Origin of the sequence: Mesorhizobium sp. BR1-1-15, assembly GCF_020165475.1 — a bacterium.
Lineage (GTDB): Bacteria > Pseudomonadota > Alphaproteobacteria > Rhizobiales > Rhizobiaceae > Mesorhizobium.
This window is the reverse complement of sequence record NZ_JAIUIF010000017.1, coordinates 70,873-96,131: the sequence shown is the minus strand read 5'-3', so window position 1 is coordinate 96,131 and position 25,259 is coordinate 70,873. Positions and strand designations below refer to the sequence as shown.

Genomic DNA, 25,259 nt, shown 5'->3' with positions numbered 1-25,259 from the left:
GATGTCGGCCGGACAACCGGCTGACATCGTTGTTGCATTCGGTCTTCTAGCGTGTTTGGGGCGTGCTGCGAAAATTCTTGACGGCGTGCCGGTTGCGCACTCTACAAAGGGGTGCCCCCAAATGGAGACGCCAGATGTTCGGTGCCGTCCCGCTGCTGATCGTGCCCTTTGTCCTCTACAATCTCGGGCTGCTCGGAATATTCGGCAGCGGTGACGATCCCTGGGCAAGCGAGGTCTTTTCCGTCGGCATGATGTCCGGCGGGGTGTTCTCGATGACGCTCGGCGACCTTATGGTGCTGATCGGGCTCATCTTCCTCTTCGTCGAGATCGTGAAATCGGCGCGCACTACGAACGCCTCGATCATGGACCATCTGTTGTCGACGCTGGTCTTCGTGGCCTTCCTGGTCGAGTTCCTGCTGGTCAAGGGCGCCGCGCACTCGGTCTTCTTCACGCTGATGATCATCGCGCTGTTCGACGTGCTCGCCGGCTTCTCGGTGTCGATGCGGTCGGCGAGCAGGGATATCAACCTGAATTAGCCTTAGCCCGGATCGGCGGTGAAGCCGGCGGCCTCGATGCCGGTGATGGCGGCGGCTTCGTCATTGTCCGAGCTGTCGCCGGAAATGCCGACGGCGCCTATGATGCTGCCTGCCTTGTCGCGGATCAGCACGCCGCCCACGACCGGCAACACGCGTCCGCCCGAGACGTCGGAGATGCCGGTCATGAGATGCGGGCGCTCCTTGGCGAAGGCCTCGACGCGGCGCGAGCCCATGCCGATGGCGAGCGCGCCATAAGCCTTGCCGGCGGACATTTGCGGGCGCAGGAACGAGGCGCCGTCCTGGCGCTGGAAGGCGACGAGATGGCCGCCGGCGTCGAGCACCGAGACGCCGAGCGGCCTGAGCTTGAGCTCCGCGCCCTTGGCGAAGGCGGCGTCGATGATCTCGAGGGCTTTGTCGAGCGGCAGTGCGGTCATGGCGATCTCCTGTTTGAAACGGATATCATCGGCAGCCAGCCGAACGAGGCAATCCAGGTTCCGGTTGAAATTGCTTCGTGGAAAGCGGGGTGAACGCGCCGATCCGGATCGCGCCTATGCCGCGATCCACCAAATGCGGTCAACGGCCACCGGCTCAGGGCCGGCAACGAAGTAACCGGGAGCGGCGTGCTACTTCTTCTTGGCGCGGGCGGGCTTCTTGGCGGGCACTGCCGGCGCGTTGGCAAGGTCTTCGGCTTCCTTGGCCAGCCGCAGCGCCCGCAGCTTGTCGGTCTTGACCTTGCGGGCATCGCTCTCGGCGACATACTCGGCCATCGCCTTCTGTCGGACCGTGGCCGCTTCCTCCTGCTTCTTGAAGCGCAGATCGGCGCGCGCGCGGGCAGTATCCCTAGAGTTCTCAACCAAGAGTCTGTTCCAATCTCGTGACGTGATTTTCGGCCTCTTGTAGCAGAGCCGGCCATTCAACGGGGAAAATAGTTGGTCACGCGGCCGGGTTGCCGCCGAGAGCCTTGCTGGCGAGCACGGCCTCATAGGCGGCCTGCAGGGTCGCGCGTACAGAGGGGCCGGACGCTGCATCGAGGGGCGTGCCGAGATGCTCGTGGCGCAACTCACCCATGAATTTCTCCCATAGCGGCGGCCCGCCCTTTTCCAGAAGCTCGGCCCGGATCGACAATTCCTCGCTGACCGGCAGCCAGACGCGGCCCCAGGCGCCGAGATGGGCCAGGATCGGCACCAGGGTGATCGCCATTTCGGTCAGGCTGTAGATCGCCTTCTGCTTGTGCGAAGGATCGTCGGCCTTGGTCAGCATGCCCAGATCCATCAGCCGCTTCAGCCGGTCGGCCAGTATGTTGGAAGCAATGCCTTCCATCGACCCGTTGAGCAACTCGCGAAAATGGCGCCTGCCGCCAAAAATAATATCGCGAAGGATGATCAGGCTCCAGCGGTCGCCGAACACTTCCAGCGAAAGATTGATCGGGCAACCCGAGCGGCGATCGATGTTCATTCGATTTCTCCAAAACCGGTTGCATTATTGTATCGGTTTTATTATGGTGCAACCGATTGCAAAATGCAAGCAGATGAGGAGGCCACGCGATGACGAAGACCGGACGCCCCACTATCATATCCGAAGCCTTTGGCGACCCCGCCGACCCCGCTCTGCTGCTGATCATGGGAGCGATGGCCTCAATGCTGTGGTGGCCGGAGGCGTTTTGCCGGAAACTCGCCGCCGCGGGACTGTTCGTAATCCGCTATGATAATCGAGATACCGGCCGCTCGACCAAATACCCGCCGGGAGAGCCGCCCTACACGTTCGACGACATGGCTGACGATGCGATCGGCGTTCTCGACAGCCACGGCCTCGACAAGGCGCATATCGCCGGCATGTCGATGGGCGGCATGATCGCGCAGCTCGTGGCGCTCAAGCATCCGTCCCGCGTCGCGTCGCTGACCGTGATCAGCAGCTCGCCGATGGGGGTGGACACCTCGAACCTGCCGCAGACCAGCGATGCCTATATCAAACATTCGGCTGAAGGCGCGCACATTGACTGGTCGGATCGCCGCCAGGTCATGGACTTCATGATCAAAGATGCCAAGGCGATCGCCAGCACAGCGCATCCCTTCGACGAGGGCCGCATGAGAGCCTTCATCGAGCGGGACTATGATCGCTCCGGCGGCCTGCTCAGCGCGACCAATCATTTCCTGCTCAAGGGCGATAGTGATCGATGGAGGGGCCGACTGCACGAGATGAACGCGCCGCTGCTGGTAATCCATGGTACGGCCGATCCCATCTTTCCGGTCGAGCATGGCGAAGCGCTGGCCGGGGCGGTCGCCGGCGCGAAACTCCTCCGGGTTGAAGGCGGTGGCCACGAACTGCATCCGGACGATTGGGATGTGATCGTCACCGGCATCGTTGCTCATATCCGGGCCGATTGGCACTCAAAGCGCGGTCCTGACGCCACAAGTTTGGGCAATAGTTAAGTAAACATTTCGGTACTAGACGACGTGAACCCCGAGACAGGTGAGCAAAAATGTCCCTGACGCTTCACTATCATCCGCTGGCCTCGTTTTGCTGGAAGCCGCTGATCGCGCTCTACGAGAACGGCACGCCGTTCGCGTCCGTCATCGTCGATCTCGGCGACGAGCAGTCGCGAGCGGCCTTCCTGAAGATAGCGCCCTGGGGCAAGATGCCCGCTTTGCGTGACGATGCGCGCGACCGCACCGTGCTGGAGTCGACCCTCGTCATCGAGTATCTGGCCGCGCACTATCCCGGACCGGTCGACCTCGTCCCCGCCGATATCGACCTCGCAATCGCGGTTCGCCAGGCCGATCGCTTTTACGATCTCTATGTGCAGGAACCGATGCAGAAGATCGTCGGGGACCGGCTGCGCCCGGAACGTAGGACCGATCCGTTCGGCGTCGAACAGGCGCGCGACCAGTTGCGCAATTCCTATGCGATCATCGAGCAGGAGATGGCGTCGAGGAACTGGGCTGTGGGCGACGCCTTCACCATGGCCGATTGCGCGGCCTCGCCGGCCCTGTTCTACGCCAACAAGGTCGAGCCATTCGGCGACAGATATCCTGCCGTGAGTCGCTACCATGACCGGCTGTTGCAGCGGCCGGCCTTCGCCCAGGTGATTGAGGAGGCGCAGCCCTATTTCAAGCTCTTCCCCTATAATGATGGCTGATCGTGGTGCGTGACCGGTCGTTTGAACAGGAACGATCAAGTCTCCCAAAATTGGTCGAGCCAGATGTTGAGTTTCAGGAAGCCGGCATTGCTCACCGTATAGACGCGCCGCGTGCCTTCGGCCTTGGCGTGGACAAGGCCGGCATCGAGCAACACCTTCAGATGCTGCGATACGGCCGGACGTGAGACCGGCAGCCCGGCTGCCAGTTGATTGACGGTTTTGGGACCGCGTCGAAGTTCTTCCAGGAGATGGCGCCGGTTGGGATCGGCGATCGCCATGAAGGCGTCGGAAAGCATCATGCCTCATTTGTGGGGCAAAGTTCTTCGAATCTCAACCGTTTGCTTCTGCTTTTCTTCGTGGGTCAAGCCGCAATGCTTCCGGCGTCACCGAACGGTCCGCGGGCTGCGTCTTGAAGGCGTCGCGGTCCTCGATCGGCACCGGCGCGCGGCGGCTGATGCGCAGCAGCGTGTAGCCTGCCAGGGAAAGATGCGCGAAGGCGGTCGCCAGAAACAGGCCCTCCGGACGCATCCAGCCCATCAGGGCGGCCGCCAGCAAGGGTCCGATCATGGTGCCGAAGCCATAGAGCAGCAGCAGGCCGCCCGAAACCTTGACGAAGTCCTCGGCACTGGCGTGGTCGTTGGCATGCGCCACGGCGATCGAATAGAGCGTATAGGCGAAAGCACCGTAGGCGGCGGTGAAGACGATGACGAAGACGCCGGAGCGCGGCTCGAACAGGAAGATCAAGAGCGCGAACAGCGCAGCGCCGAAAGCGGCACCCGCCAGCACGAAGCGCCGGTCGGTCTTGTCGGAGAAACGCCCGGCCGGAAGCTGCATGGCGGCACCCGCCACCACCACCAGGCTCATCATCAAGGCGATCTCAGCGGTGGAGATGCCGATGCGGGCGCCATAGACGGCGCCAAGCGTGCCCCATGCGCCGTTGGCGATGCCGATGAGGACGCAAGCGATGGCCGAGACCGGCGAGTTGGCGTAGAGCCCCTTGACGTCGAGCTTGACGTCCTGGAGCGGCTTGGGGTGCGAGGCGGTCGAAACCGCGGTCGGGATCAGCGAAAGGCAGAACAGGATGCCGGTGATCATGAAGAGTGAGGCCGATTTCACGTCGCCGCCGGCGACGATCATCTGCCCGCCCATGATCGAGGCATAGGTAACCATCATATAGAGGCCGAAGACGGTGCCGCGATTCTCGTTGGTGGCCTTTTCGTTCAGCCAGCTTTCGATGACCATGAAGGCGCCGGCCATGGTGAAGCCGGTGAAGGCGCGCAACAGGATCCAGACATATTCGTCGATGACCAATCCGGTGAGCAGCGCAACGATGGCGCCGGACGCGGCGAAGGCGCCGAAGGCGCGCACGTGGCCGGCACGGCGCACAATACGTGGTGCAAAGAAGCAGCCGGTGACGAAGCCGCCGGCCCAGGCTGTGCCCATCAGGCCAAGCGATGCGGTGGAGAAGCCTTCCACCTGGCCGCGTAGCGGCAACAGCAAGCCGTGCAATCCCGACGCCGCCAAGAGGAATGCGGTGCCGCGAAGCAGCGAAAGGATCGGTCTGTAGGCTGCGAGCATTTTTGATCCGGCTGGAATCGAGGAGAGACGCAGAGTCTGAAGACAGTCGCATTCGGGCTTTTCGGAGGCGGGTCTTTTCGGCCTTATCCGCGGCGGAACAGCGCCTCGGCCGCGGATTTGGTGCTGTCCTTCGACTTGAGTTCAGCCTCCAACCGGGCGATCTCGTCACGCAGGATGCCGATCCGTTCCGACAACTCGCCGACGGAGAGCAGCGACAGGTCCTGCCCGATCTCGTGCGGACGCGCCTTCTTCTTGGGTTCGTCGTCGAAGATCGCCATTTGTGCTCCTCCTCCGCCATACCGATTGGCCATTTGCCTGATTTGCCAATGAGCATACATAGGGCAGGGGCGTCGATGCAAACAGCCGGCAAGAATGCGGCGAGGAAAGACGGGAGATTTCATGGCGAGCGGATCTAAAATTCCGGCAAGGATGACGGCCATCGCGATCTCCGAGCCGGGTGGGCCCAGGGTGCTGAAACCGGAGACGCGCGATGTGCCTGTGCCCGGTCCCGGCGAGATATTGATCAAGGTGCGCGCCGCCGGCGTCAACAGGCCCGACGTGCAGCAGCGGAAGGGCGCCTATCCGCCGCCGCCCGGTGCGTCGGACCTGCCGGGCCTGGAGGCGTCGGGCGAAGTGGCCGCGCTCGGCGACGAAATCTCTCGCTGGCGCCTTGGCGAGCGCGTCTGCGCGCTCACCCCCGGCGGCGGCTATGCCGAATATGTCAAGGTTCATGCCGGCAGCGTGCTGCCGCTGCCGGCCGGTTTCACCCACACGGAAGCGGCGGCCGTGCCGGAAAACTATTTCACCGTCTGGCACAATGTGTTCGAGCGCGGCGGCTTGAAGAAAGGCGAAACGCTGCTGGTTCATGGCGGCTCTTCGGGTATCGGCACAACGGCGATCCAGCTTGCATCGGCCTTCGGTGCCCATGTCATCACTACGGCCGGCAACAAGGAGAAATGCGATGCCTGCCTGAAGCTCGGAGCCGACCGGGCGATCAACTACCGCGAGGAGGATTTCGTCGCAGCGGTCAAGGAAGCGACGGGCGGCAAGGGTGCCGACGTCATCCTCGACATGGTCGGCGGCGACTATGTGGCGCGCAACTACGAGGCCGCGGCGGTCGAGGGCCGGATCGTCCAGATCGCCCTGCAAGGCGGCGCGGTGGCGAGCGCCGATTTCTCGAAAATCATGGTCAAGCGGCTTGTTCATACCGGTTCGACACTGAGGCCGCGCACCGTCGAGTTCAAGGCGGCGCTGGCAGCCGCGCTCGAAGCGCAGGTGTGGCCGTTGCTCGGCACGCGCCGGATCGCGCCCGTCATGGACATGATCTTCCCGCTTGCCGATGCCTGGCGGGCGCATGAGCGTATGGAGGAAGGCGATCATATCGGCAAGATCGTGCTCGACGTCGGCTGACGGGAACATTGCCGATGCCCGGCTGGCCGAGGCGGGCTCATACCCGCGACCCGGCCCCTGCCTGCAAGCTGAACAAAAGCTTAATGGTGCAATGCAGCATTTGCATCATTGCTATGCAAAATCAGCCATTCAAGTGCCGCTCGATGATGACTATTTGAGCATCATCGAAACGAACACCCCATTTGGAGGACTGACATGAACCCGATCCGCGCTTTCCGTAACTGGCGTATGTACAACGAGACCGTGCGCGAACTGAACCGCCTCAACGCGCGCCAGCTCAGCGATCTCGGCATCAACCGCGCCGACATCGAAAAGATCGCCCGCCAGGCGATCTGACTTCAAGAACCGCCCCGCCGCAAGGCGGGGTCGCAAAGCAGAGCCGCCGCAGACGCTTGCTCGTCGCCGGTTCCGAACCCGCCGGACCTGTCCGGCGGGTTTTGTCTTTCTGGACCCCAAACATATTCGCGGCACCATTTTCATGCCGCCCGTGATTGATCTGCCCCGGTGTGGTTGCCAGATCGACGGGCGTTCCCAAAAACGCCTTCCCAAAAACATTGCGGAACCGCCGGAGAGCGGTTATATAACCTGCGAATTTCCCATTTTGGTGGCTCTAAACCACCGCCCGCGCGGGAACGCGGGCGAACGAGAAGGATTTTTAAAAATGGCCAATACGCTGCTGATGCCAAAGGCGACCGCTGTCTGGCTGGTCGACAACACCGCGCTTTCCTTCGAGCAGATAGCACAGTTCTGCGGGCTGCATCCGCTCGAGGTCAAGGCGATCGCCGACGGCGAATCGGCGCAAGGCATCAAGGGCATGGATCCGATCATGACCGGCCAGTTGACCCGCGACGAGATCGCGCGTGCCGAGAAGGATCCGAACCAGCGGTTGAAGCTTTCGGACCCCAAGGTGCGGGTGCCGGAATCCAAGCGCAAGGGGCCGCGCTACACCCCGCTGTCGAAGCGTCAGGACCGACCGAACGCCATTCTCTGGTTAGTGCGCAACCATCCCGAATTGAAGGACGCGCAGATCTCGCGCCTCGTCGGCACCACCAAGTCCACGATCGAGCAGATCCGCGAGCGCAAGCACTGGAACTCTGCCAACCTGCAGCCGATGGACCCGGTGACGCTCGGTCTCGCCTCGCAGATCGATCTTGACATGGAAGTCAACCGCGCATCGCGCGGCCGCGAGCAGGCACAGCCGGTCGGCGACACATTGCTGCCGGCGGCGCTGACCGAGCGCCTGGTTCCGGCTCCCGAAAAGCCGAAGGACGAGGATGCCGAACTCGACGCCAACGCCGTGTTCGCCAAGCTCTCGGCTCTGAAGTCGAAGGACAGGGATAACGACGAGGAGTAGAATTCTCGCGAACTCGACCGAAAAGCCCGCTTCGAGCGGGCTTTTTTACGGGTTGGGAGACCTCAGCTTCGCGCCGCACGGTCCGGCGCCATGCCGTAATCCTCGCTGCGTTCCACCGCCCGGTAAAAATCGGCGAGCTGCTTGCCGCGCTCCGGCTTGAAGACGCGGCCTGCGATGACCACCGAGGCGATGCGATCGATGCGGAAGGCGCGGAAATCGTCGCGCATCTCGCACCAGGCGACCAGCGTCCACACCTTGCCCCAGAACCAAAGGCCCAAGGGCCTGATGTCGCGGGCGGTGCCGCGGCCGGCTTCGTCCGAATAGTCGATGGTCAGCACCTGGCGCTTCTCGATGGCGCGCTCGATCAGGTCGATCGCCTCGCGCGCGGCATCGCTCACCACCCACATCGGCGTGTGGATCTCGGTGCGAGCGATACGGTCCTTTTCGGCATCGGGCAGCACCGCGCCGATCTTGACCAAAGCCTCATCAGCGGCCCGGGCCATGGCCGCACCGCCAAAGGCACGCACCATGCGGGCGCCGGCGACCAGCGCCACGATCTCGTCACGCGTGAACATCAGCGGTGGAAGGTCGAAACCCTCCCTCATCATGTAGCCGACGCCCGCTTCCCCGTCGATCGGCACTCCGGTCGACTGAAGGTCGGCTATGTCGCGATAGATGGTTCGCTCGGAAACCTCGAGCCATGTGCCAAGCTTCTGCGCGGTGACCAGACGGCCACCGCGAAGATGCTGCACGATCTGGAAGAGCCTGTCGGCGCGTCGCATCGTATGGTCCCTCGATGTTGTTCCTATGCATGTCGCTCAAAACCGGTTCCCACTTTTGGGCTGCATGCATCGTGTTCTTGCGCATGCCTTTATTCCGAAACCGCAGAACACTCGGCGGCATGCATCATGGTTTCAGGCCTTCGCACTCGCGCTGCGCGGCCACAAATTCCGCGCCGAAGGACAATTTCCTCCTTGTCGGCGTCATTGGCATCGAGCTCGCGCCAGAAGGGCGCGACATCGCTCAGCGTCATGCCGCGCCCGAGATCCTCAATGGCTGCTTCGGCAACAGTACGCCGATGATAGCCGATCGCGACCGGGCATGTCACTTCGGCGCCACGGTCAAAGGCAAGCGCCGTGCGCAGCACGCGAACGTCCATCTCGACGCCTTCGGGAATCGAGCGGATGAATTCGTCGACCTGTTGCGCCGTCGGCACCAGCATCGTCTGGTCTTCGACTCCATCTGCCACCGTGCGCGGGGCCGGTTTGATGCCGTTGACCTTCGGCGTGTTCAATCTGTCGGTCCAGCTCTTCATCGCTCGTCCTGTTCACCGCTCGCATCTATGGCATGGCGCTCCTGACACCATTCTGTCAGGAGGGTTCAGCATACTCCCTGGCGAATAGCGTCCGCATCTCGGCAAGTTCGCCGTTTCGTTCAGGATAGAGCGTCTTCAGGAAAGCCAGCGCGAAGGTGCCGGGCGCCGAACCTGGCGCGGAAACGATCTTGCCGTCGGACACGGCATGCGGCACGTCCTGATAATTGTGATCGCCGGCATAGCCAGCAATGTGGCGGTTGATCCAGTCACGGCCATTGCTGGTGTGCCTCGCCTTCTCGAACATGCCGGCCCGGGCCAGCGCCAGCGTTCCAGCGCAGATACCGCCGACGACACCATCCCGCATCGCAACGTCCCTGAGCAATTCCGCCACCTCGGGCGGCGCCTCGCCCGCCCATCGGTCGGAGCCAATGACGGCGATTGCATCGAGATCGGCATTTTCATCGGCGCCGGCCGAGCGGTCGGGCGTCAGCCGGAAACCGCTGATCCCGCTCACGGGCCTGCCATCGGGTGTCAGCGAAACCGCGCGGGCGCCGAACCATTCGACCGCCGAGGCGGCCAGCAGGCCATATTCCCAGTCGGCGAAGCCGTCTATGAAAAGAAGGCCGATTGTCTTCTGCTTGGGCATACGCTCGCTCCGTCCCTCGCGTGCCGGACTTATCATCTGGGCGTTGGGGCGCCCACATCCAACCGCTTTGCCGAAAAATTCGTCTCAATTGTCGCGAAGGCGACGTTCGGCATACATGTCCGGCCAGCCGATATCCTTGCGAATGTCCGCCGGCAGCGAGTTGATGAACCGCTGGGTGCGGATCTCGTTGCGCATCGTACGAATCTTGCCGACATAGTGCTGCATGCCGCGCAGAATGGTGGAACCGGTCATGGCTAGTCTCCTCTCTGTGAATGAAGACAGTATTGCACACCCCTCCTGACAGCAGTCTGTCAGGAGGATGGCAGGGCCTGGATAATAGTTGCGATCGGTGCGTTATCCCTGTGAAGGTATCGTTTTCACTGCATCAGACCGCGGCCCGAAGCAGGTTTAGAAGGCGGAGATTGTTCACTAATGCAATGCCTGGTCATGATCCATTGTTCAGCCTTTGGCGACGAACTGTCAGGATACGTGGTCTCCAGCCAGGGATCCGAAGTTCTGATATGGAAGGAGAAAATTCTTCCCCAAAAACAGGGAGACGACCATGAGCCTTCAACTGACAGGAATTCACCATCTGACCGCCATCACCGCCAATGCGCGTGGAAATCTTCATTTCTATACAAGGGTGCTGGGTTTGCGGCTGGTCAAGAAGACGGTGAACCAGGACGATACCTCAGCCTACCACCTCTTCTATGCCGATGGCGAAGCGACGCCGGGCACCGACCTTACTTTCTTCGACTGGCCGGTCGGCCGCGAGCGACGCGGCACCCACAGCATTGTCCGGACCAGCCTCAGGGTTGGTGGCCAGGACAGCCTTGCCTGGTGGAAGCAACACTTGACTGACGAAAATATCGTCACGAGTGAGATTGCAGACATCGGTGGCTACGCCAGCCTGGATTTCGAGGACCCCGAGGGCCAGCGTCTTCGCCTCGTCAGCGATGACGGCAAGGGCGACAGCCGCCCCTGGGCGCAAAGCCGCGTGCCGGTCGAACACCAGATCCGCGGGCTCGGGCCGATCGTCATCAGCGTTCCCGACCTCACCAATACCGAAGCAGTGGTGACGCAAGTGATGAACATGCGCAAGGTCCGAGACTATGCCTCGCCGGAGGGCCAGGTTCAGGTCTTTGAAATGGGCGAGGGTGGGCCGGCGGCGGAATTGCACGTCCTCGTGCAGCCGGGACTGGCGCCGGCAAGGCAAGGTGCCGGTGCGGTTCATCACGTCGCCTTCAGGGCGCCGGACCAGGAGACGCTGCATCAATGGACGGCGCGGCTGGCCGAATTCCGTCTGCCGTCGAGCGGCGAGGTCGAGCGCTATTATTTCCGCTCCCTCTATTTCCGCGAGCCGAATGGCATCCTGTTCGAGATCGCCACTGACGGGCCGGGGTTCACCGCCGACGAACCGCTGGAGACGCTGGGCGAAAAGTTGGCCCTGCCGCCATTCCTGGAATCGAAGCGCGCTTCGATCGAGGCCGGCCTCAAGCCGCTGAAGTAGATCGTTCCCCGATCAAAGGCTGGCGCCGCGTTCCAGTCCGGATCGCGGCGCCTATTTTATTCGAGCGACGAACGACGCGCTTTGACAGCCGACCGCGATGCTGGTCAAAGGCGGCATGTCGAAACTCCTCGCCCCCGTCATCCTTGGCATCATGGTCATCCAGTTGATCAAGCCGCTCGGCTGGCCGGGGCTGAAACGGCGCAGCGACTTCTGGAAGCTGGCGCTCCTGGCCATGGCGGCCATTTCGATAACGGCCGTGCTTGGACATTGGACGTAGCGCAGTTCCAGGAAGGTGTCTGGCGGTTTCCCGCCTGGAATGCGCAGGATGGAATATCGGGCCGGCACGAGCCGGCGGCAATCACTCTTCGATCACGCAGCCGACGAGGTGCTCGGCCCAGGCCCGGTAACCGGCTTCCGATGCATGAAATCCGTCCGAGGCGAAGCCGGCTTCTGGATTGGTGATCGGCAAGCGCGGCGCCGGCACCGCACCGCGTTCGAGGCAAAGACGTTTGCCCATCCGGTTCATCTCACCGGCGCGAATTTCCAGGATCTTGCCGAGCAGCGGCGGCATGGCTGGCGCTTGCGTGAACTCCAGCACAGGAGACCACACCACGCGGGCCTCAGGCCATTTGGCGCGCAGGGCGTAGAGCAGACCGCCGAACGCCCTCTTGAAGCGGGGCACGGAGTGGAAATTCTTGGTGTCGTTGGTGCCAATGGCGAGCACGATATGCGTCCACGGATCGGCCGAGAGATTGGGCAGGACGTGGTCGCGGATCTGCCCCGACGTCGCCGAATTGAACCCGGCGGCGCGCCAGCGCACGGCGCGGCCGGTTCGCTGCGAGATCAGGGCGGCCAGCTGCGCGGCCAGGCCATTCTCGGATTTTTCGATGCCGACCGAGGCGGCGGAGGAATCGCCCAGCACCAGCAGCCAAACCGCCGGCTGGCCGCCGGCTATCTCATGCATGACCGGGCCTTGCGCGGGCAGCATGCGCGAGGTGCGTCGGCGCACGCCAAGCCCCTGCCAGACATAGACAGGGAAGGCGAGCCAAGTGAGGAGAGCCGGAAAGCGTCGCATCGAGCAGCATTTAACGCATGTTGCGCCGGAGGTGAACGATCCTTGCACCGGTGGCGGACGCCTTCAAGCGTCCAATGTTCGATGGGATCGCTGAATGCCTAAGCCCTGTCCGCTTGCGACCTGTTTCCATACTGGTCATGCAGCCGCACCCAGTCCATCAAGGTTCTATAAGGCCCGGTCTCGTCGCGGCCTTTCGGCGCAAGGTCGAGATATTGATAGGCGCCGATCAGCTGTTCGCTGCCGCGGGCGCGCGACATGAAGGTCAGGAAGATGTCGCCGGTCTCGTCCCGGTAGAACACGGTGGTGCCCGGCAGGTCTTTCGATTTCAGAACGGGCGTCTCGAAGTTGTAGATCGCTTCACCGGATGCGATCTGCTTGTCGGTGAACGACACCTGCATGTCGAAGTTGAAGTCCGAGGCATAGGATGAGACCCAGTCGAATCTCCAACCCATGCGCTCTCGGTAGGGCAGCAGCTCGGCAAGCGGCGCGCGTGACACCGCGACAAGCGACACGTCATGATGTCTCAGATGCTGGTTGGCGCCGTCCATGTGGTCGGCGACGAACGCACAGCTTTCGCAATGATGGGTCGACCCGGGCCCGAACACGAAATGATAGACGATCAGCTGGCTGCGGCCGGCGAACAGTTCGGCCAGGCATCTTGGACCCTGCTCGGTTTCGAAGACGTAGTCCTTTCTCACCTTCAGCCAAGGCAATTCGCGCCGTTCCGCCGCGATGCGCTCGCGAAATCGCGTCAATTCCTTCTCGCGCGCCAGATGCGCTTTGTGTGCCCGGAACCAATCCTCGCGTGAAACGACCTTGTTGCGATGCATGAACCTCTCCCTGGCTTCATCCCAAGGACGTTCGGGACGGGCATGAGCCGACATCGCGCCGGCTGCGCTGGAGAGAAATAGGGATGGAGGCGCTTCATCCCAAGTCCGGCGGAGCGCAGCAAAACCCGGGCGCATGGCCCGGGTCCGATAGAGACGGAAAACCGTGGTCAGGCAGCCTGCTCCAGGCTCGGCTTCCATTGTCCAAGCGCCGCCAGATGGTTCATGCGGGCACGGTGGGTGAAGGCGGCCTGACCCACGGCAACATTGGATGCCTTGCCACTCCAGGCCTTCTGCGGGGCAGCCTGCAGGGCGCGGCCATAGGAGAAGGTCAGCTTCCACGGATGCGGGCCGATGGCGTTGATGGCGTTGAGGTTGGCGGTCGCTTCCTCGTCCTCCTGGCCGCCGGAGAGGAAGGCAATGCCCGGCACCGCCGCCGGCACGGCCTCACGGAACAGTTTTATGGTCTTTTCCGCGACCTCTTCAGGGCTGCTCACCGCGCCCGACTTCCTGCCCGCCAGCACCATGTTGGGCTTCAGGATCGTGCCCTCGAGCACCACCCGGGCCGCGTAGAGCTCGTCGTAGAGCTTCGTCAGCGTCGCCCTCGAGATTTCATAGCACGTGTCGATGTCGTGGGCGCCGTCCATCAGCACTTCCGGCTCGACGATCGGCACGATGCCGGCTTCCTGGCAAAGGGCCGCATAGCGGGCGAGCGCATGGGTGTTCGCGCTGATCGAGGTGACCGACGGCACGCCCTTTGCCTTGTCGATGTCGATCACGGCACGCCATTTGGCGAAGCGGGCGCCGAGCTTGTAATAGTCGGCGAGCCGCTCGCGCAGGCCGTCGAGGCCCTCGGTGACCGTGTCGCCGGGAAAGCCGGCCAGGGGCTTGGCGCCGGCATCGACCTTGATTCCGGGGATGGCGCCTGAAGCCTTGATGATATCGACCAGCGGCGTGCCATCGGCCGCTTTCTGCCGAATAGTCTCGTCGTAAAGGATGACGCCGGAAATATACCTGGTCATGGCGTCACTGGTGCGGAACATCATCTCGCGGTAGTCGCGCCGGCTGTCCGCGGTCGATTCGACGCCGATGACGTCGAAGCGCTTCTTGATGGTTCCCGAGCTTTCGTCGGCGGCCAGCAGGCCCTTGCCGTTGGCCACCATCGCGGCGGCAATGTCTTCGAGACGTTCGCTCATCGTGCTACTCCTTGACGGTGTTGTTCTGCGCCTGACAGGACACTACCGCCAAAGGAATGACGCCGGAAAGCTCGAATCGATCGAAACTCCCGGCAACGCCGCGCGCTCGCCTCGAGTTGATCGTCTCAATGCTTGAGCACGTCGACGCCCGGCAGCGGCTTGCCTTCCATCCATTCGAGGAAGGCGCCGCCGGCAGTCGAGACATAGGTGAAATCGTCGGCAACCCCGGCCTGGTTGAGCGCCGCCACGGTATCGCCGCCACCGGCCACCGAAACCAGCTTGCCGGCCTTGGTGCGCGCCGCCGCATGCCTGGCTGCCGCCATCGTCGCGCGATCGAAGGGTTCGATCTCGAACGCGCCGAGCGGCCCGTTCCAGACCAAGGTCGCGGCGCGGTCGATCCAGTCGGCAACGGCCCTCACGGTCTTTTCGCCGACATCGAGGATCATGCCATCCGCAGGCACGTCGGCGATGGCCACGGTTTCGCTGGCCGCGCCCCCCTTGAATTCCTTCGCCACGACGCCGTCGACGGGCAGGATGATGGCGCAGCCGGCCTCGGCCGCCTCGATCATGATCTGCTTGGCGGTAGCGGCGAGGTCGTGCTCGCACAGCGACTTGCCGACATCGGTGCCGCGTGCGGCGAGAAAGGTGTTGGCCATGCCGCCGCCGATGACCAGCGCGTCGACTTTCTTGACCAGGTTCATCAGCAGGTCGATCTTGGTCGAGACCTTGGCGCCGCCGACGATGGCGACCACCGGGCGAACAGGATTTCCAAGGCCCTTCTCCAGCGCTTCCAGTTCGGCTTGCATGGTGCGGCCGGCAAAGGCTGGCAACAGATGCGCCAGTCCCTCGGTCGAGGAATGCGCCCGGTGGGCAGCGGAGAAGGCGTCGTTGACGAAGATATCGCCATTGGCGGCGAGCCGTTCGGTGAAGGCCGGGTCGTTCTTCTCCTCGGCCTTGTAGAAGCGGGTGTTCTCGAGCAGCAGCACGTCGCCCTTGTTCATGGCGGCGACCGCACTTCCCGCCGTGTCGCCGACGCAGTCGCCGGCAAAGCCCACGGGACGGCCAAGCACCTCGGCCGTCGCCCTGGCGATCGGCTCCAGCGAGAATTCCGGCGAGGGACCGTCCTTGGGCCGGCCGAAATGGGCGAGCAGGATGACCTTGGCGCCCTTGCCTGACAATTCAGCGATGGTCGGCGCGATGCGTTCGATGCGGGTCGTGTCGGTAACCTTGCCGTCAGCGACGGGAACGTTGAGGTCGACGCGCACCAGCACGCGCTTGCCATTGATGTTGCCGATATCGTCCAGTGTCTTGAAGCTGGCCATGCTGGTTCCTTTCGCTGAGAAATCGCCGGGACCATACCCCGCACCGACGACGATGCAAGACTTGGCTGGGGAGGGCGCGAAATTTTCAAGGCGAAGGCGAAGGCGAAGGCGAAGGCGTCGACGTCGCGAAGCGTCACGGCAGGCGGATGGGTGCGGCGCAAAGGATCGCCGTGTCAGCTTTCGGTCGTTGCCTTTTCCACCGCCGGATCGGTTTTCTCGTCTGCGCGTGCCGCGGTGATCGGTGTTTCCACCGGCTTGCGCCAGGTTTGGACGAAAGCTTTGATCCGGTCGGCGATCTCGCCGGCGCTGAGGAAGACCGGTACCCGCGCCACGGGCGCGGTCGGTTCGAAGGAGAGGCCCAGGCCTGTGATCCTGCCCTTGTCGTCGACGTCACGCACGATCAGCTCGATCGGGCCGATCAGCACGCGGTCGGCGTATTCGACGTGGCCGCCGAGCCGCGCCGTGACCAGAGCGCCGACGGTCAGGTTCTGTTCCGCCTCGCTCAGGCCCGGCGCGTATGCGGCTTCCAGTTCGGCAGCGGAACGCGCCGGATCGACGGCGAAGGCGCCGAAGAAATCGGCGTCCTCGGGGTCGACGACGGCGCGGCTGGCGAACAGCTTGTCGAGCAGGCGTGGATAGCGGTCCGGCACGAAGATGTAGACCTGGTCGCCGGCGGCAAGCCTGCCCATGTCCTGGAAACGCATCGAGCGTCCATCGCGCAACACCAGCGAGGGCCGCGCCCAGCGCGGGATGCGCTCGCCGCGCGCCACCGGGCTGCCCGGCGCGACGCGGTAGGCGAGGAGCTCGTGATGGGCCGAGCCCGGCAGTTCGAGCTCGACCTTGTCCAGAGGTCCGAGCCGCGCCGGCACGATCAGGCCGAGACGGCGCGCCAGCGGACCAACGGTCCAGCCCTGGATGACGAGTGACACCAGGACGATGATGAAGGCAGCATTGAAGATGGTGCGGCCATTCTCCAGCCCGCCGAGCAAGGGAGTGATGGCAAGCAGGATCGAGACGGCGCCGCGCAGGCCGACCCAAGAAACGAAGGCGACTTCGGGGCGCGGCAGACGAAACGGGACCAGGCAAAGCCAGACCGCGATCGGCCGGGCGACGAACATCAGGAACAGGCCGAGCAGCACCGCCGGCACCATGATTGCCGGAAATTGCGAGGGCGTCGCGAACAGGCCGAGGATCAGGAACATGATGATCTGCGCCAGCCAGGACATGCCGTCCTGGAAGCGCTTGAGGATAGTGACGGCGCGGATGTCGGAATTACCCGCGACGAGACCGGCAAGATAGACCGCCAGGAAACCGGAGCCGCCGATGGCGCCGGCGGCGGCGAAGACCATCAGCGATAGGGTCAGCACGAAGATCGGCAGCAGGCCATGGTCGAGATTGAGCCGGTCGACGAGGCGCACGATGGCGAGGCCCCCCAGCACGCCGACAATGGCGCCCAGGCCCATGTTGATGAGGAAGCCGAGGACGAGGTTGGTGACCAGGACATTGGCCTCGGGGTCGGCATGGGCGGCTATGATCTCGACCAGGGTGATGGTCAGGAAGATGGCGATCGGATCGTTGGTGCCGGACTCCACCTCCAGCGTGGAGCGCACGCGCTCGCGCAGATTGATCTCGCCGGCGCGCAAAAGGAAGAACACGGCGGCCGCGTCGGTGGAGGCGACGGCGGCACCGAGCAGGAAGGATTCCAGCCAGGTGAGATCGAGCATATAGTAGGCGGCGGCGCCGAACAGGCCAGTGGTGAGGATCACGCCGAATGTGGCCAGAGACAGCGCCGGCCCGGCTGCCTGCCGCAAGGCATTGAGAGGCGTGCCGAAGCCGGAATCGAACAGGATCACCGCCAGCGCCAGTGAGCCGGCAAAATAGGCGATGCGGGCATTGTCGAACTCGATGCCGAGGCCATCGGTCCCGGTGGCGAGCCCGATGCAGAGAAACAGAAGCAGCAGCGGTGCGCCGAAGCGGAAGGCGATCAGGCTCGAAAACGCGGCGACGACGACAAGCGCGGTGCCCACCAGCGTGACGAGATAGATCGCATGCTCCATCCGTGACTTGTCCCCTGCCTCTTCTCTCGATTCAAGGAAGAGTGGGGCGAAGGCATGGCCGGCGCAAGGCGGGAGAGCGGTTTTTTGGGCCGAAGCCCCACAACTTCATCGTCCTTGGGCTTAGCAGGAGCGAAGCGACGCGTTGCCGAGCACTCCGACGAAAACGCCCGGACGAAACCGGGCGTTTCAAGTCTCTGGAAGATGGGCCCGCGATCAGGCGATGGTCTTGCCGAAGGCGACCGCGGTATCGCCCATGCGATTGGAGAAGCCCCATTCATTGTCGTACCAGGACAGCACCGAAACGAAGTTGCCGTCCATCACCTTGGTCTGGTCGAGCGCCACGATCGAGGAGTGCGGGTCGTGGTTGAAGTCGATCGACACGTTCGGATGATGGGTAACCGACAGGATGCCCTTGAGCTTGCCATTGGAGGCGGCGATCACCGCCTCGTTGATCTCCTGCGCCGACGTCGAGCGCTTGGCGATGAACTTGAAGTCGACGAGCGAGACGTTCGGCGTCGGCACGCGGATCGAGATGCCGTCGAGCTTGCCCTTGAGCTCGGGCAGCACCAGGCCGATGGCCTTGGCGGCACCGGTCGAGGTCGGGATCTGCGAGAGTGCCGCAGCGCGGGCGCGGTAGAGATCCTTGTGCATGGTGTCCAGCGTCGGCTGGTCGCCGGTGTAGGAATGGATCGTCGTCATCATGCCCTTTTCGATGCCGACCGTCTCGTGCAGGACTGCGGCCAGCGGCGCCAGGCAATTGGTGGTGCAGGACGCGTTCGAGATGACGATGTGGTCCTTGGTCAGCTTGTCGTGATTGATGCCGTAGACGACGGTGAGGTCGGCGCCTTCACCGGGCGCCGAAACGAGGACGCGCTTGGCGCCGGCGGTCAGGTGTGCGGCTGCCTTGTCGCGGGCGGTGAAGATGCCGGTGCATTCGAGCGCGATGTCGACGCCGAGCTCCTTCCACGGCAGCTGGGTCGGATCCTTGATCGCGGTGACCTTGAACGTCTCCTTGCCGACGGTGATCTGGTCGCCGGAAACCGATACTTCGTGCGGGAAGCGGCCGTGTACGCTGTCGTAGCGCAGGAGGTGGGCGTTGGTTTCAACCGGGCCGAGGTCGTTGACGGCGACGACGTCGATGTCCTTGCGGCCGGATTCATGGATGGCGCGCAGGATGTTGCGGCCGATGCGGCCGAATCCGTTGATGGCAACTCTGACGGTCATTTTTCTCTCCTTGGGAGCTGGAGGGCAGACGATTGGTCCGCAGCTTCATAGCGGCGGAAGCGGAAAGAATCCAGCCGCGGCGACGTGGATTTAAATCGATTAGGTCAGGCCAGTCCGGCGGAACCGCTGTACGCGGTTTCGCCGAGCGTTCTTGTTTCATACATGTCGCTGTCCCAAAATCGAGATACACTTTTGGGCAACAAGCACGGCCTTACTTGCCATGCAGGCGGGCTTCCGCCGCCTTGGCGGCCGCCTCGGCGGTGATGCCGAAATGCGGATAGAGCTGCTCGATCGTTCCCGAGGCGCCGAAGCCGGTCATGCCGATGAAGATGCCATCGGAGCCGATGAGGTGATCCCAGCCCTGGCGGATGCCGGCTTCGATCGCCATCTTCACCTTCGCATTGCCGATCGTCTTGCGGCGGTAGTCCTCGCTCTGCTTATCGAACAGTTCGAAGCAAGGAACCGAGACGACGCGGGTCGGATGGCCGTGCTTCTCCAGGAGGTCGCGGGCGCCGAGCGCGATCTCGACTTCCGAACCCGTGGCGAAGATCGTCACCGCGGCTTCGCCGCTGGCGGCGGCGAGCTCATAGGCGCCCTGGCTGCTCAGGTTCTTCTCTGTGAATTCGGTGCGCACGGTCGGCAGGTTCTGTCGGGTCAGCGCCAGCGTTGACGGCGTCTTTTCCGATTCAAGGGCCAACTGCCAGCATTCGGCGGTCTCGACCGCGTCCGCCGGACGGAACACGTTGTGGTTCGGGATGGCGCGCAGTGCCGCCACATGCTCGACCGGCTGATGGGTCGGGCCGTCTTCGCCGAGACCGATGGAATCATGGGTCATGACGAAGATCGAGCGGATGCCCATCAGCGAGGCCAGTCGCATCGAGGGGCGGGCATAGTCTGAGAAGCACAGGAAAGTGCCGCCATAGGCGATCAGGCCGCCATGCAGCGTCAGCCCGTTGATGGCGGCAGCCATGCCGTGTTCGCGGATGCCGTAGTGAACATAGCGCTGGCCGTAGTCGTCCGGGGTGATGTTCTTGGTCTGGCTGGTCTTGGTGTTGTTGGAGCCGGTGAGATCGGCCGAGCCGCCGATGGTTTCGGGCACGGCGCCGTTGATGACTTCCAGCGCCATTTCGGAAGATTTGCGGGTGGCGACCTTCGGCTTGTCGGCGGAGAGCTTCTTTTTGTAGTCGGCAATGACGGCGTCGAAGTTGGACGGCAGCTTGCCGGCAACGCGGCGCTCGAACTCTGCCCTGAGCTTGGCGTCGGTCTTGGCGAGGCGACCTTCCCAGTCGGCGCGCGCCTCGGCGCCGGCCGTGCCGGCCGTGCGCCAGGCATCGAGGATGTCGGCTGGAACCTCGAAGGGGGGTGACTCCCAGTTGAAGAACTTGCGCGCGCCGGCGATCTCGTTGGCGCCGAGGGGCGAGCCGTGCGCCTTGTTGGTGCCGGCCTTGGTCGGGGCGCCGAAGCCGATGGTCGTCTTGCAGGCGATCATCGTCGGCTTGTCGGAATGGCGGGCGGCTTCGATCGCATAGGCGATGGCTTCCGGATCCGTGCCGTCGATGTGGCTGGCGTTCCAACCGGAAGCCTGGAAGCGCGCGACCTGGTCGGTATTGTCAGCCAGCGACACCGGGCCGTCGATCGAGATGTTGTTGTTGTCCCAGAACACGATCAGCTTGTTGAGCTTGAGGTGCCCGGCAAGCGCGATCGCCTCCTGGGAGACACCTTCCATCAGGCAGCCGTCGCCGGCCAGCACATAGGTGTAGTGGCTGACGAGGTCGTTGCCGAAGGCGGCGTTCATGATGCGCTCGCCGAGCGCGAACCCGACAGAATTGGCAAGGCCCTGGCCGAGCGGGCCGGTGGTCGTTTCGATGCCGGCGGCGTGGCCATATTCGGGATGGCCGGCGGTTTTCGAGCCCAACTGGCGGAAGTGCTTGATCTGGTCGATCGTCATGTCTTCGTAGCCGGTCAGGTAGAGCAGCGAGTAGAGCAGCATCGAGCCATGGCCGGCCGACAGGATGAAGCGGTCGCGGTCGGCCCAATGCGGCGCCTTGGCGTCGAATTTCAGGAAACGGGTGAACAGCACCGTGGCAATGTCGGCGCAGCCCATGGGCAGGCCGGGATGGCCGGAGTTCGCCTTCTCGACCGCGTCCATGGAGAGAAAGCGGATCGCATTGGCCATCCGGTCATGTTGTTCACGCGACGTCATGGTTCCTCCGGGGTGGGGTTTGGGGCCTTGGGAGAGCCCTTGAAAAGCGTGCGCGACACATAGCAGGCGCGCACTTTTAGTCAACAAACCGGTGCGCATTTGCCGGCCTTGTGATGCCGCGGGCAGGCCTATATTAGCGTTAGCAGGGGACAGTCGCGAGAGCTTTGTTGACGTCGCCTTCACCCGGTGCCTAATGTTTCAGAGATAACGCGTTCTGAACGCGAGCGATTCGGTGATGGGCAGGGCACAGGACGAGGCCATGACCGGGGAAACGACACTCAAGGAAGTCATCGCAAGGCTGGGCAAGGCCATGGAAGGCCTGGAAAACGCCGTCGCGGCCAAGCTCGAGCATGAGCGCGATTATTCGGAAGCCGAGGCCGAGGTGCAGCGGATGAATGCCGACCGCTCGCGGCTGGCGCAGGAGCTCGACAGTTCCGAGGCGCGCGCCGAGCGGCTGGAGGATGCCAACAAGGAAGTGTCGCGACGACTGGTGACCGCCATGGAAACCATCCGCGCTGTGTTGGATAGGTAGGCTGATGGCACAGGTCACGGTTTCCATCGACGGCAAGCAGTATCGGATGGCCTGCGACGAAGGCCAGGAAGAGCATCTGATCGATCTCGCCGAGCGTTTCGACCGCTACGTCTCGCATCTGAAGGATTCATTCGGCGAGATCGGCGACCAGCGGCTGACGGTCATGGCCGGCATCATGGTCATGGATGAACTCTCGGAGCTGCAGAAGCGCGTCAAGGGCATGGAAAGCGAAGTGCTGACCTTGCGCAAGACCCGCGACGAGGCGCTGACCAAGGCCGACAAGAGCGACAGCGTGCTGACCAACGCGCTTGGCGCGCTGGCGCAGCGCATGGAAGATCTTGCGGCGACGCTGGCCGTCAACAAGGCATAAGCGGTCTCCTCGGAAATTCCTGCCGAACTTGGCGGCAAGAAGAGAAATTTTTTCGCGGGCGCGACGGGCGCCTGTGGCTTTAGGCATTTGTGGGTTGCCGCCGAGGTGTTAAAAAGATTTGAGCGCTCGCCAGCCGTTGCCGGCAACATTTCAAGGGTAGGGAAACAACATGAGCCTTCGCATCAACGATATCGCCCCGGATTTCACCGCCGAGACCACGCAAGGACCGATCAGCTTTCACCAGTGGATCGGTGACGGCTGGGCGGTGCTGTTCAGCCACCCGAAGAATTTCACTCCCGTCTGCACGACCGAGTTGGGCACGATGGCGGGGCTCGAGGGCGAGTTCAAGAAGCGCAACGTCAAGATTATCGGCATTTCGGTCGATCCGGTCGAAAGCCACGGCAAATGGCAGGACGACATCAAGACGGCCACCGGCCATTCGGTGAACTATCCGCTGATCGGCGACAAGGATCTCAAGGTCGCCAAGCTCTACGACATGCTGCCTGCTGGTGCAGGCGAGACGTCGGAGGGCCGCACGCCCGCCGACAATGCCACCGTGCGTTCGGTCTATGTCATTGGGCCCGACAAGAAGATCAAGCTGGTGCTGACCTATCCGATGACCACGGGCCGCAACTTTGACGAGATCCTGCGCGCGGTCGATTCCATGCAGTTGACCGCCAAGCACCAGGTGGCGACGCCGGCGAACTGGAAACAGGGCGAGGACGTCATCATCACCGCGGCCGTTTCCAACGAGGACGCCATCAAGCGCTTCGGCGCCTACGAGACCATCCTGCCCTACCTCAGGAAGACCAAGCAGCCTTCCGCGTAAAGCGGCTCTCCGGTTCACGGAAACGGCGAACCATCTCTTTGTTTTTGCGCAATTCCTTGGGCAAAGCGCCACGCGCTTTCCCGGGAAACCGCTTGGAATTGCTCCAGTTGCCTGGCCGGCATTTTTCGACTTCCGTCGCTTTTCTGGCAAGGCGTGCTTGACGGCAGGGCCCCGCTAGACAAGCATGCTCGTATGTTGCTCTGGCAGAGAAAATCATTCCTGTCTGGCTAACGGAGGGGACGTCGGATTGGACATAGGTTCGGCAAAGCCTGAGGTCACCGGTTTCCACGACAAGCCGACCGGCGCCATCCAGTATGTCGTCGCCGACCGGGTGACGAAGCGGTGTGCCATAATCGATCCGGTCCTCGACTTCGACGAGAAGTCCGGCGCAGTTTCGACAGCCAATGCCGATGCGCTGCTGGATTTCGTCAGGGCGGAGGGACTGAGCGTCGAATGGATTCTCGACACCCATCCGCATGCCGATCATTTCTCGGCCGCGCAGTACCTGAAGCAAAGGACCGCGGCGCCGACGGCGATCGGCGAGAGGATCGTCGAGGTCCAGAAATTGTGGAAGGCGATCTACAACTGGCCGGATTTCCCCGCCGACGGCTCGCAGTGGGAGCGGCTGTTCGGCGACGGCGAGGTTTTTCGGGTGGGAACGCTTCCAGCAAGGGTGCTTTTCTCGCCCGGGCACACGCTGGCGTCGATCACCTATGTGATCGGGGATGCAGCCTTTGTTCACGACACGCTGTTCATGCCCGACAGCGGCACGGCAAGGACGGATTTTCCCGGCGGCAGCGCCGCGCGCCTGTGGCACTCGATCCAGGGCATTCTGGCCCTGCCGGAGGACACGCGCGTCTTTGTCGGCCATGATTATCAGCCCGGCGGGCGCCAGGCATTATGGGAGAGCACGGTTGCCGCGCAGAAAGCCGACAACATACATCTTGCCGCCGCGCGCGGCGAGGCCGAATTCGTTGCCCTGCGCGAGGCGCGCGACCGGACATTGCCGATGCCGAGGCTGATCCTGCATGCGCTGCAGGTCAACATGAATGGCGGACGCCTGCCGGAACCGGAAGCCAATGGCCGACGGTATCTGAAATTTCCGCTGGATGGGCTTTGAAGCAATCACGGCACCCGCTGCGGTATACAAAAAGGCGGCGCCAGTCTCCTGACGCCGCCGTTCTATCTTGTTGCCGATGCCGGCTTTAAGCCGCCGGCTGCGCCTCGATGGTGCGCAGCGCCTGGGTCTGGCGCTTGGCGGCGGCCTTGACGGCATCCTGAACCTTCTCGAAAGCGCGCACTTCGATCTGGCGCACGCGCTCGCGGCTGATGTCGAACTCAGCCGACAGTTCTTCCAGGGTCAGCGGCTCATCGGCGAGGCGGCGCGCCTCGAAGATGCGCCGTTCGCGTTCGTTGAGCACCGCAAGAGCACCCGACAGCATGCCGCGCCGGTTTTCCAGCTCGTCCTGCTCGATCAGCATCTCTTCCTGGCTTTCGTGGTCGTCGACCAGCCAGTCCTGCCATTCGCCGGACTCGCCTTCCGTCGCCCGGATCGGCGCGTTGAGTGAGGCGTCGCCCGACAGGCGGCGGTTCATCGACACGACTTCCGCTTCCGAGACGTTCAGCCTCGTGGCGATTTCGGCGATCTGGTCGGGCTTGAGGTCGCCGTCGTCAAGCGCCTGGATCTTGCCCTTCACCTTGCGCAGGTTGAAGAACAGCCGCTTCTGGTTGGCGGTCGTGCCCATCTTGACCAGGCTCCACGAGCGCAGGATGTATTCCTGGATCGAGGCCTTGATCCACCACATGGCGTAGGTCGCGAGGCGGAAGCCACGCTCTGGCTCGAATTTCTTGACGGCCTGCATCAGGCCGACATTGCCTTCCGAGATCACTTCGCCAATCGGCAGGCCGTAGCCGCGATAGCCCATGGCGATCTTGGCGACGAGCCGCAAATGGCTGGTGACGAGCTTGTGCGCTGCGGAAGTGTCCTCATGCTCGGCATAACGCTTGGCGAGCATGTACTCTTCCTGCGGCTGAAGCATCGGAAAGCGGCGGATCTCTTCCAGGTAGCGGCTGAGGCCGCCTTCGCCGGAAACGATACTGGGTAGTGACTGGGCCATGATAGCGCCCCCTCTCTATTGG

30 protein-coding genes are annotated in these 25,259 nt (G+C 63.1%); 12 read left to right on the top strand and 18 right to left on the bottom strand.

Features of this window, described 5'->3' with window-relative positions; genetic code table 11:
- The first annotated feature begins 134 nt into the window (after nucleotides 1-134).
- Complete coding sequence (locus LB541_RS24085) at nucleotides 135-536, top strand: hypothetical protein (RefSeq protein WP_140500511.1); 402 nt, start codon at nucleotides 135-137, stop codon at nucleotides 534-536.
- A gap of 2 nt (nucleotides 537-538) precedes the next feature.
- Here the strand turns inward: LB541_RS24085 and LB541_RS24080 are convergent, their stop codons facing one another.
- The 3 genes from LB541_RS24080 to LB541_RS24070 form a co-directional block, all read right to left on the bottom strand.
- A complete protein-coding gene (locus LB541_RS24080) occupies nucleotides 539-970 on the bottom strand; it encodes a GlcG/HbpS family heme-binding protein (RefSeq protein ID WP_140525760.1) in 432 nt (143 codons plus the stop codon).
- A 189-nt stretch (nucleotides 971-1,159) separates the two neighbouring features.
- Nucleotides 1,160-1,393 carry a hypothetical protein gene (locus LB541_RS24075; RefSeq protein WP_140500515.1) on the bottom strand — a complete coding sequence of 78 codons (234 nt, stop codon included), beginning with the start codon at nucleotides 1,391-1,393 and terminating at the stop codon, nucleotides 1,160-1,162.
- A gap of 76 nt (nucleotides 1,394-1,469) precedes the next feature.
- Nucleotides 1,470-1,991, bottom strand: a complete 522-nt coding sequence (locus tag LB541_RS24070) for a winged helix-turn-helix transcriptional regulator (RefSeq protein ID WP_140880383.1) — start codon at nucleotides 1,989-1,991, stop codon at nucleotides 1,470-1,472.
- 89 nt (nucleotides 1,992-2,080) lie between these two features.
- Here LB541_RS24070 and LB541_RS24065 point away from each other — a divergent pair, with 89 nt between their 5' ends.
- Complete coding sequence (locus LB541_RS24065) at nucleotides 2,081-2,965, top strand: alpha/beta fold hydrolase (RefSeq protein ID WP_224619779.1); 885 nt, start codon at nucleotides 2,081-2,083, stop codon at nucleotides 2,963-2,965.
- Nucleotides 2,966-3,015: 50 nt separating this feature from the next.
- Nucleotides 3,016-3,672: a glutathione S-transferase family protein gene (locus LB541_RS24060; RefSeq protein WP_140517605.1), complete on the top strand. Its 657-nt coding sequence runs from the start codon at nucleotides 3,016-3,018 to the stop codon at nucleotides 3,670-3,672.
- A gap of 35 nt (nucleotides 3,673-3,707) precedes the next feature.
- On the opposite strand, the gene LB541_RS24055 is transcribed toward LB541_RS24060, so the two are convergent.
- From LB541_RS24055 to LB541_RS24045, 3 genes are all read right to left on the bottom strand, one after another.
- Nucleotides 3,708-3,971, bottom strand: coding sequence for an ArsR/SmtB family transcription factor (locus LB541_RS24055; RefSeq protein WP_140500522.1), 264 nt, complete (start codon nucleotides 3,969-3,971; stop codon nucleotides 3,708-3,710).
- Nucleotides 3,972-4,002: 31 nt separating this feature from the next.
- On the bottom strand, nucleotides 4,003-5,250 hold the full coding sequence (locus tag LB541_RS24050) for an MFS transporter (protein ID WP_140500523.1): 1,248 nt from the start codon (nucleotides 5,248-5,250) through the stop codon (nucleotides 4,003-4,005).
- A gap of 83 nt (nucleotides 5,251-5,333) precedes the next feature.
- Complete coding sequence (locus LB541_RS24045; RefSeq protein ID WP_140500525.1) at nucleotides 5,334-5,528, bottom strand: DUF1192 domain-containing protein; 195 nt, start codon at nucleotides 5,526-5,528, stop codon at nucleotides 5,334-5,336.
- A 121-nt stretch (nucleotides 5,529-5,649) separates the two neighbouring features.
- Between LB541_RS24045 and LB541_RS24040 the strand changes: the two genes are divergently transcribed.
- The 3 genes from LB541_RS24040 to LB541_RS24030 all read left to right on the top strand — a co-directional run bounded on the left by LB541_RS24040 (nucleotide 5,650) and on the right by LB541_RS24030 (nucleotide 8,014).
- Nucleotides 5,650-6,660 carry an NAD(P)H-quinone oxidoreductase gene (locus tag LB541_RS24040; protein ID WP_140500527.1) on the top strand — a complete coding sequence of 337 codons (1,011 nt, stop codon included), beginning with the start codon at nucleotides 5,650-5,652 and terminating at the stop codon, nucleotides 6,658-6,660.
- Nucleotides 6,661-6,855: 195 nt separating this feature from the next.
- A complete protein-coding gene (locus LB541_RS24035) occupies nucleotides 6,856-6,996 on the top strand; it encodes a DUF1127 domain-containing protein (RefSeq protein WP_140500528.1) in 141 nt (46 codons plus the stop codon).
- A 325-nt stretch (nucleotides 6,997-7,321) separates the two neighbouring features.
- Nucleotides 7,322-8,014 (top strand): DUF1013 domain-containing protein, encoded by a 693-nt coding sequence (locus tag LB541_RS24030; protein ID WP_140517606.1) that lies wholly within the window; start codon nucleotides 7,322-7,324, stop codon nucleotides 8,012-8,014.
- Nucleotides 8,015-8,076: 62 nt separating this feature from the next.
- On the opposite strand, the gene LB541_RS24025 is transcribed toward LB541_RS24030, so the two are convergent.
- From LB541_RS24025 to LB541_RS24010, 4 genes are all read right to left on the bottom strand, one after another.
- Entirely contained in the window at nucleotides 8,077-8,796 is a 720-nt protein-coding gene (locus LB541_RS24025) for a helix-turn-helix transcriptional regulator (protein ID WP_140500532.1), read from the bottom strand.
- An 89-nt stretch (nucleotides 8,797-8,885) separates the two neighbouring features.
- Nucleotides 8,886-9,329 (bottom strand): hypothetical protein, encoded by a 444-nt coding sequence (locus tag LB541_RS24020; RefSeq protein WP_224619778.1) that lies wholly within the window; start codon nucleotides 9,327-9,329, stop codon nucleotides 8,886-8,888.
- A 55-nt stretch (nucleotides 9,330-9,384) separates the two neighbouring features.
- Complete coding sequence (locus tag LB541_RS24015) at nucleotides 9,385-9,975, bottom strand: DJ-1/PfpI family protein (RefSeq protein ID WP_140517872.1); 591 nt, start codon at nucleotides 9,973-9,975, stop codon at nucleotides 9,385-9,387.
- An 84-nt stretch (nucleotides 9,976-10,059) separates the two neighbouring features.
- A complete protein-coding gene (locus tag LB541_RS24010; RefSeq protein ID WP_140500534.1) occupies nucleotides 10,060-10,227 on the bottom strand; it encodes a hypothetical protein in 168 nt (55 codons plus the stop codon).
- Nucleotides 10,228-10,537: 310 nt separating this feature from the next.
- Here LB541_RS24010 and LB541_RS24005 point away from each other — a divergent pair, with 310 nt between their 5' ends.
- Together LB541_RS24005 and LB541_RS24000 are read left to right on the top strand one after the other, a co-directional pair.
- Nucleotides 10,538-11,485 carry a ring-cleaving dioxygenase gene (locus LB541_RS24005; protein WP_140517873.1) on the top strand — a complete coding sequence of 316 codons (948 nt, stop codon included), beginning with the start codon at nucleotides 10,538-10,540 and terminating at the stop codon, nucleotides 11,483-11,485.
- Nucleotides 11,486-11,582: 97 nt separating this feature from the next.
- A complete protein-coding gene (locus LB541_RS24000; RefSeq protein ID WP_224619796.1) occupies nucleotides 11,583-11,762 on the top strand; it encodes a hypothetical protein in 180 nt (59 codons plus the stop codon).
- 81 nt (nucleotides 11,763-11,843) lie between these two features.
- Here LB541_RS24000 and LB541_RS23995 read toward each other — a convergent pair whose 3' ends face one another.
- From LB541_RS23995 to tkt, 7 genes are all read right to left on the bottom strand, one after another.
- Entirely contained in the window at nucleotides 11,844-12,560 is a 717-nt protein-coding gene (locus tag LB541_RS23995) for an SGNH/GDSL hydrolase family protein (protein ID WP_140627943.1), read from the bottom strand.
- A 98-nt stretch (nucleotides 12,561-12,658) separates the two neighbouring features.
- Nucleotides 12,659-13,390 carry a DUF899 domain-containing protein gene (locus tag LB541_RS23990; RefSeq protein ID WP_140627940.1) on the bottom strand — a complete coding sequence of 244 codons (732 nt, stop codon included), beginning with the start codon at nucleotides 13,388-13,390 and terminating at the stop codon, nucleotides 12,659-12,661.
- A gap of 167 nt (nucleotides 13,391-13,557) precedes the next feature.
- Nucleotides 13,558-14,583: a class I fructose-bisphosphate aldolase gene (locus LB541_RS23985; RefSeq protein WP_224619776.1), complete on the bottom strand. Its 1,026-nt coding sequence runs from the start codon at nucleotides 14,581-14,583 to the stop codon at nucleotides 13,558-13,560.
- A 125-nt stretch (nucleotides 14,584-14,708) separates the two neighbouring features.
- On the bottom strand, nucleotides 14,709-15,905 hold the full coding sequence (locus LB541_RS23980; RefSeq protein ID WP_140500542.1) for a phosphoglycerate kinase: 1,197 nt from the start codon (nucleotides 15,903-15,905) through the stop codon (nucleotides 14,709-14,711).
- A gap of 173 nt (nucleotides 15,906-16,078) precedes the next feature.
- The gene (locus LB541_RS23975) at nucleotides 16,079-17,962 is read right to left on the bottom strand and encodes a potassium/proton antiporter (protein ID WP_224619774.1); all 1,884 of its coding nucleotides are present in this window, start codon (nucleotides 17,960-17,962) and stop codon (nucleotides 16,079-16,081) included.
- A 213-nt stretch (nucleotides 17,963-18,175) separates the two neighbouring features.
- The gene (gene gap / locus LB541_RS23970) at nucleotides 18,176-19,186 is read right to left on the bottom strand and encodes a type I glyceraldehyde-3-phosphate dehydrogenase (RefSeq protein WP_140561556.1); all 1,011 of its coding nucleotides are present in this window, start codon (nucleotides 19,184-19,186) and stop codon (nucleotides 18,176-18,178) included.
- A 211-nt stretch (nucleotides 19,187-19,397) separates the two neighbouring features.
- Complete coding sequence (gene tkt, locus LB541_RS23965; protein WP_224619771.1) at nucleotides 19,398-21,389, bottom strand: transketolase; 1,992 nt, start codon at nucleotides 21,387-21,389, stop codon at nucleotides 19,398-19,400.
- A gap of 259 nt (nucleotides 21,390-21,648) precedes the next feature.
- Between tkt and LB541_RS23960 the strand changes: the two genes are divergently transcribed.
- From LB541_RS23960 to LB541_RS23945, 4 genes are all read left to right on the top strand, one after another.
- Nucleotides 21,649-21,921 carry a DUF4164 domain-containing protein gene (locus tag LB541_RS23960; protein WP_140500550.1) on the top strand — a complete coding sequence of 91 codons (273 nt, stop codon included), beginning with the start codon at nucleotides 21,649-21,651 and terminating at the stop codon, nucleotides 21,919-21,921.
- Nucleotides 21,922-21,925: 4 nt separating this feature from the next.
- Complete coding sequence (locus tag LB541_RS23955; protein WP_140500552.1) at nucleotides 21,926-22,291, top strand: cell division protein ZapA; 366 nt, start codon at nucleotides 21,926-21,928, stop codon at nucleotides 22,289-22,291.
- Between the two features lie 169 nt (nucleotides 22,292-22,460).
- Nucleotides 22,461-23,120 (top strand): peroxiredoxin, encoded by a 660-nt coding sequence (locus LB541_RS23950; RefSeq protein WP_140500553.1) that lies wholly within the window; start codon nucleotides 22,461-22,463, stop codon nucleotides 23,118-23,120.
- Nucleotides 23,121-23,367: 247 nt separating this feature from the next.
- Nucleotides 23,368-24,240: an MBL fold metallo-hydrolase gene (locus tag LB541_RS23945; RefSeq protein ID WP_224619769.1), complete on the top strand. Its 873-nt coding sequence runs from the start codon at nucleotides 23,368-23,370 to the stop codon at nucleotides 24,238-24,240.
- Nucleotides 24,241-24,325: 85 nt separating this feature from the next.
- Here LB541_RS23945 and rpoH read toward each other — a convergent pair whose 3' ends face one another.
- A complete protein-coding gene (gene rpoH / locus LB541_RS23940) occupies nucleotides 24,326-25,237 on the bottom strand; it encodes an RNA polymerase sigma factor RpoH (protein ID WP_027023478.1) in 912 nt (303 codons plus the stop codon).
- Nucleotides 25,238-25,259: the final 22 nt, after the last annotated feature.

What these genes read in the sequence shown, in the direction of transcription:
- LB541_RS23950 (WP_140500553.1), top strand. Translation starts at nt 22,461, where the DNA reads ATGAGCCTTCGCATCAACGATATCGCCCCGGATTTCACCGCCGAGACC.
- LB541_RS24080 (WP_140525760.1), bottom strand. Translation starts at nt 970, where the DNA reads ATGACCGCACTGCCGCTCGACAAAGCCCTCGAGATCATCGACGCCGCC.
- LB541_RS24000 (WP_224619796.1), top strand. Translation starts at nt 11,583, where the DNA reads ATGCTGGTCAAAGGCGGCATGTCGAAACTCCTCGCCCCCGTCATCCTT.
- LB541_RS24035 (WP_140500528.1), top strand. Translation starts at nt 6,856, where the DNA reads ATGAACCCGATCCGCGCTTTCCGTAACTGGCGTATGTACAACGAGACC.
- LB541_RS24065 (WP_224619779.1), top strand. Translation starts at nt 2,081, where the DNA reads ATGACGAAGACCGGACGCCCCACTATCATATCCGAAGCCTTTGGCGAC.
- LB541_RS24010 (WP_140500534.1), bottom strand. Translation starts at nt 10,227, where the DNA reads ATGACCGGTTCCACCATTCTGCGCGGCATGCAGCACTATGTCGGCAAG.
- LB541_RS24070 (WP_140880383.1), bottom strand. Translation starts at nt 1,991, where the DNA reads ATGAACATCGATCGCCGCTCGGGTTGCCCGATCAATCTTTCGCTGGAA.
- LB541_RS24030 (WP_140517606.1), top strand. Translation starts at nt 7,322, where the DNA reads ATGGCCAATACGCTGCTGATGCCAAAGGCGACCGCTGTCTGGCTGGTC.
- rpoH (WP_027023478.1), bottom strand. Translation starts at nt 25,237, where the DNA reads ATGGCCCAGTCACTACCCAGTATCGTTTCCGGCGAAGGCGGCCTCAGC.
- LB541_RS24005 (WP_140517873.1), top strand. Translation starts at nt 10,538, where the DNA reads ATGAGCCTTCAACTGACAGGAATTCACCATCTGACCGCCATCACCGCC.
- LB541_RS23990 (WP_140627940.1), bottom strand. Translation starts at nt 13,390, where the DNA reads ATGCATCGCAACAAGGTCGTTTCACGCGAGGATTGGTTCCGGGCACAC.
- LB541_RS24040 (WP_140500527.1), top strand. Translation starts at nt 5,650, where the DNA reads ATGGCGAGCGGATCTAAAATTCCGGCAAGGATGACGGCCATCGCGATC.
- LB541_RS24085 (WP_140500511.1), top strand. Translation starts at nt 135, where the DNA reads ATGTTCGGTGCCGTCCCGCTGCTGATCGTGCCCTTTGTCCTCTACAAT.
- LB541_RS24050 (WP_140500523.1), bottom strand. Translation starts at nt 5,250, where the DNA reads ATGCTCGCAGCCTACAGACCGATCCTTTCGCTGCTTCGCGGCACCGCA.
- LB541_RS24055 (WP_140500522.1), bottom strand. Translation starts at nt 3,971, where the DNA reads ATGATGCTTTCCGACGCCTTCATGGCGATCGCCGATCCCAACCGGCGC.
- LB541_RS23995 (WP_140627943.1), bottom strand. Translation starts at nt 12,560, where the DNA reads ATGCGACGCTTTCCGGCTCTCCTCACTTGGCTCGCCTTCCCTGTCTAT.
- LB541_RS24020 (WP_224619778.1), bottom strand. Translation starts at nt 9,329, where the DNA reads ATGAAGAGCTGGACCGACAGATTGAACACGCCGAAGGTCAACGGCATC.
- LB541_RS23960 (WP_140500550.1), top strand. Translation starts at nt 21,649, where the DNA reads ATGACCGGGGAAACGACACTCAAGGAAGTCATCGCAAGGCTGGGCAAG.
- LB541_RS23985 (WP_224619776.1), bottom strand. Translation starts at nt 14,583, where the DNA reads ATGAGCGAACGTCTCGAAGACATTGCCGCCGCGATGGTGGCCAACGGC.
- LB541_RS24015 (WP_140517872.1), bottom strand. Translation starts at nt 9,975, where the DNA reads ATGCCCAAGCAGAAGACAATCGGCCTTCTTTTCATAGACGGCTTCGCC.
- LB541_RS23955 (WP_140500552.1), top strand. Translation starts at nt 21,926, where the DNA reads ATGGCACAGGTCACGGTTTCCATCGACGGCAAGCAGTATCGGATGGCC.
- LB541_RS23980 (WP_140500542.1), bottom strand. Translation starts at nt 15,905, where the DNA reads ATGGCCAGCTTCAAGACACTGGACGATATCGGCAACATCAATGGCAAG.
- LB541_RS24045 (WP_140500525.1), bottom strand. Translation starts at nt 5,528, where the DNA reads ATGGCGATCTTCGACGACGAACCCAAGAAGAAGGCGCGTCCGCACGAG.
- gap (WP_140561556.1), bottom strand. Translation starts at nt 19,186, where the DNA reads ATGACCGTCAGAGTTGCCATCAACGGATTCGGCCGCATCGGCCGCAAC.
- LB541_RS24025 (WP_140500532.1), bottom strand. Translation starts at nt 8,796, where the DNA reads ATGCGACGCGCCGACAGGCTCTTCCAGATCGTGCAGCATCTTCGCGGT.
- tkt (WP_224619771.1), bottom strand. Translation starts at nt 21,389, where the DNA reads ATGACGTCGCGTGAACAACATGACCGGATGGCCAATGCGATCCGCTTT.
- LB541_RS23975 (WP_224619774.1), bottom strand. Translation starts at nt 17,962, where the DNA reads ATGGAGCATGCGATCTATCTCGTCACGCTGGTGGGCACCGCGCTTGTC.
- LB541_RS24060 (WP_140517605.1), top strand. Translation starts at nt 3,016, where the DNA reads ATGTCCCTGACGCTTCACTATCATCCGCTGGCCTCGTTTTGCTGGAAG.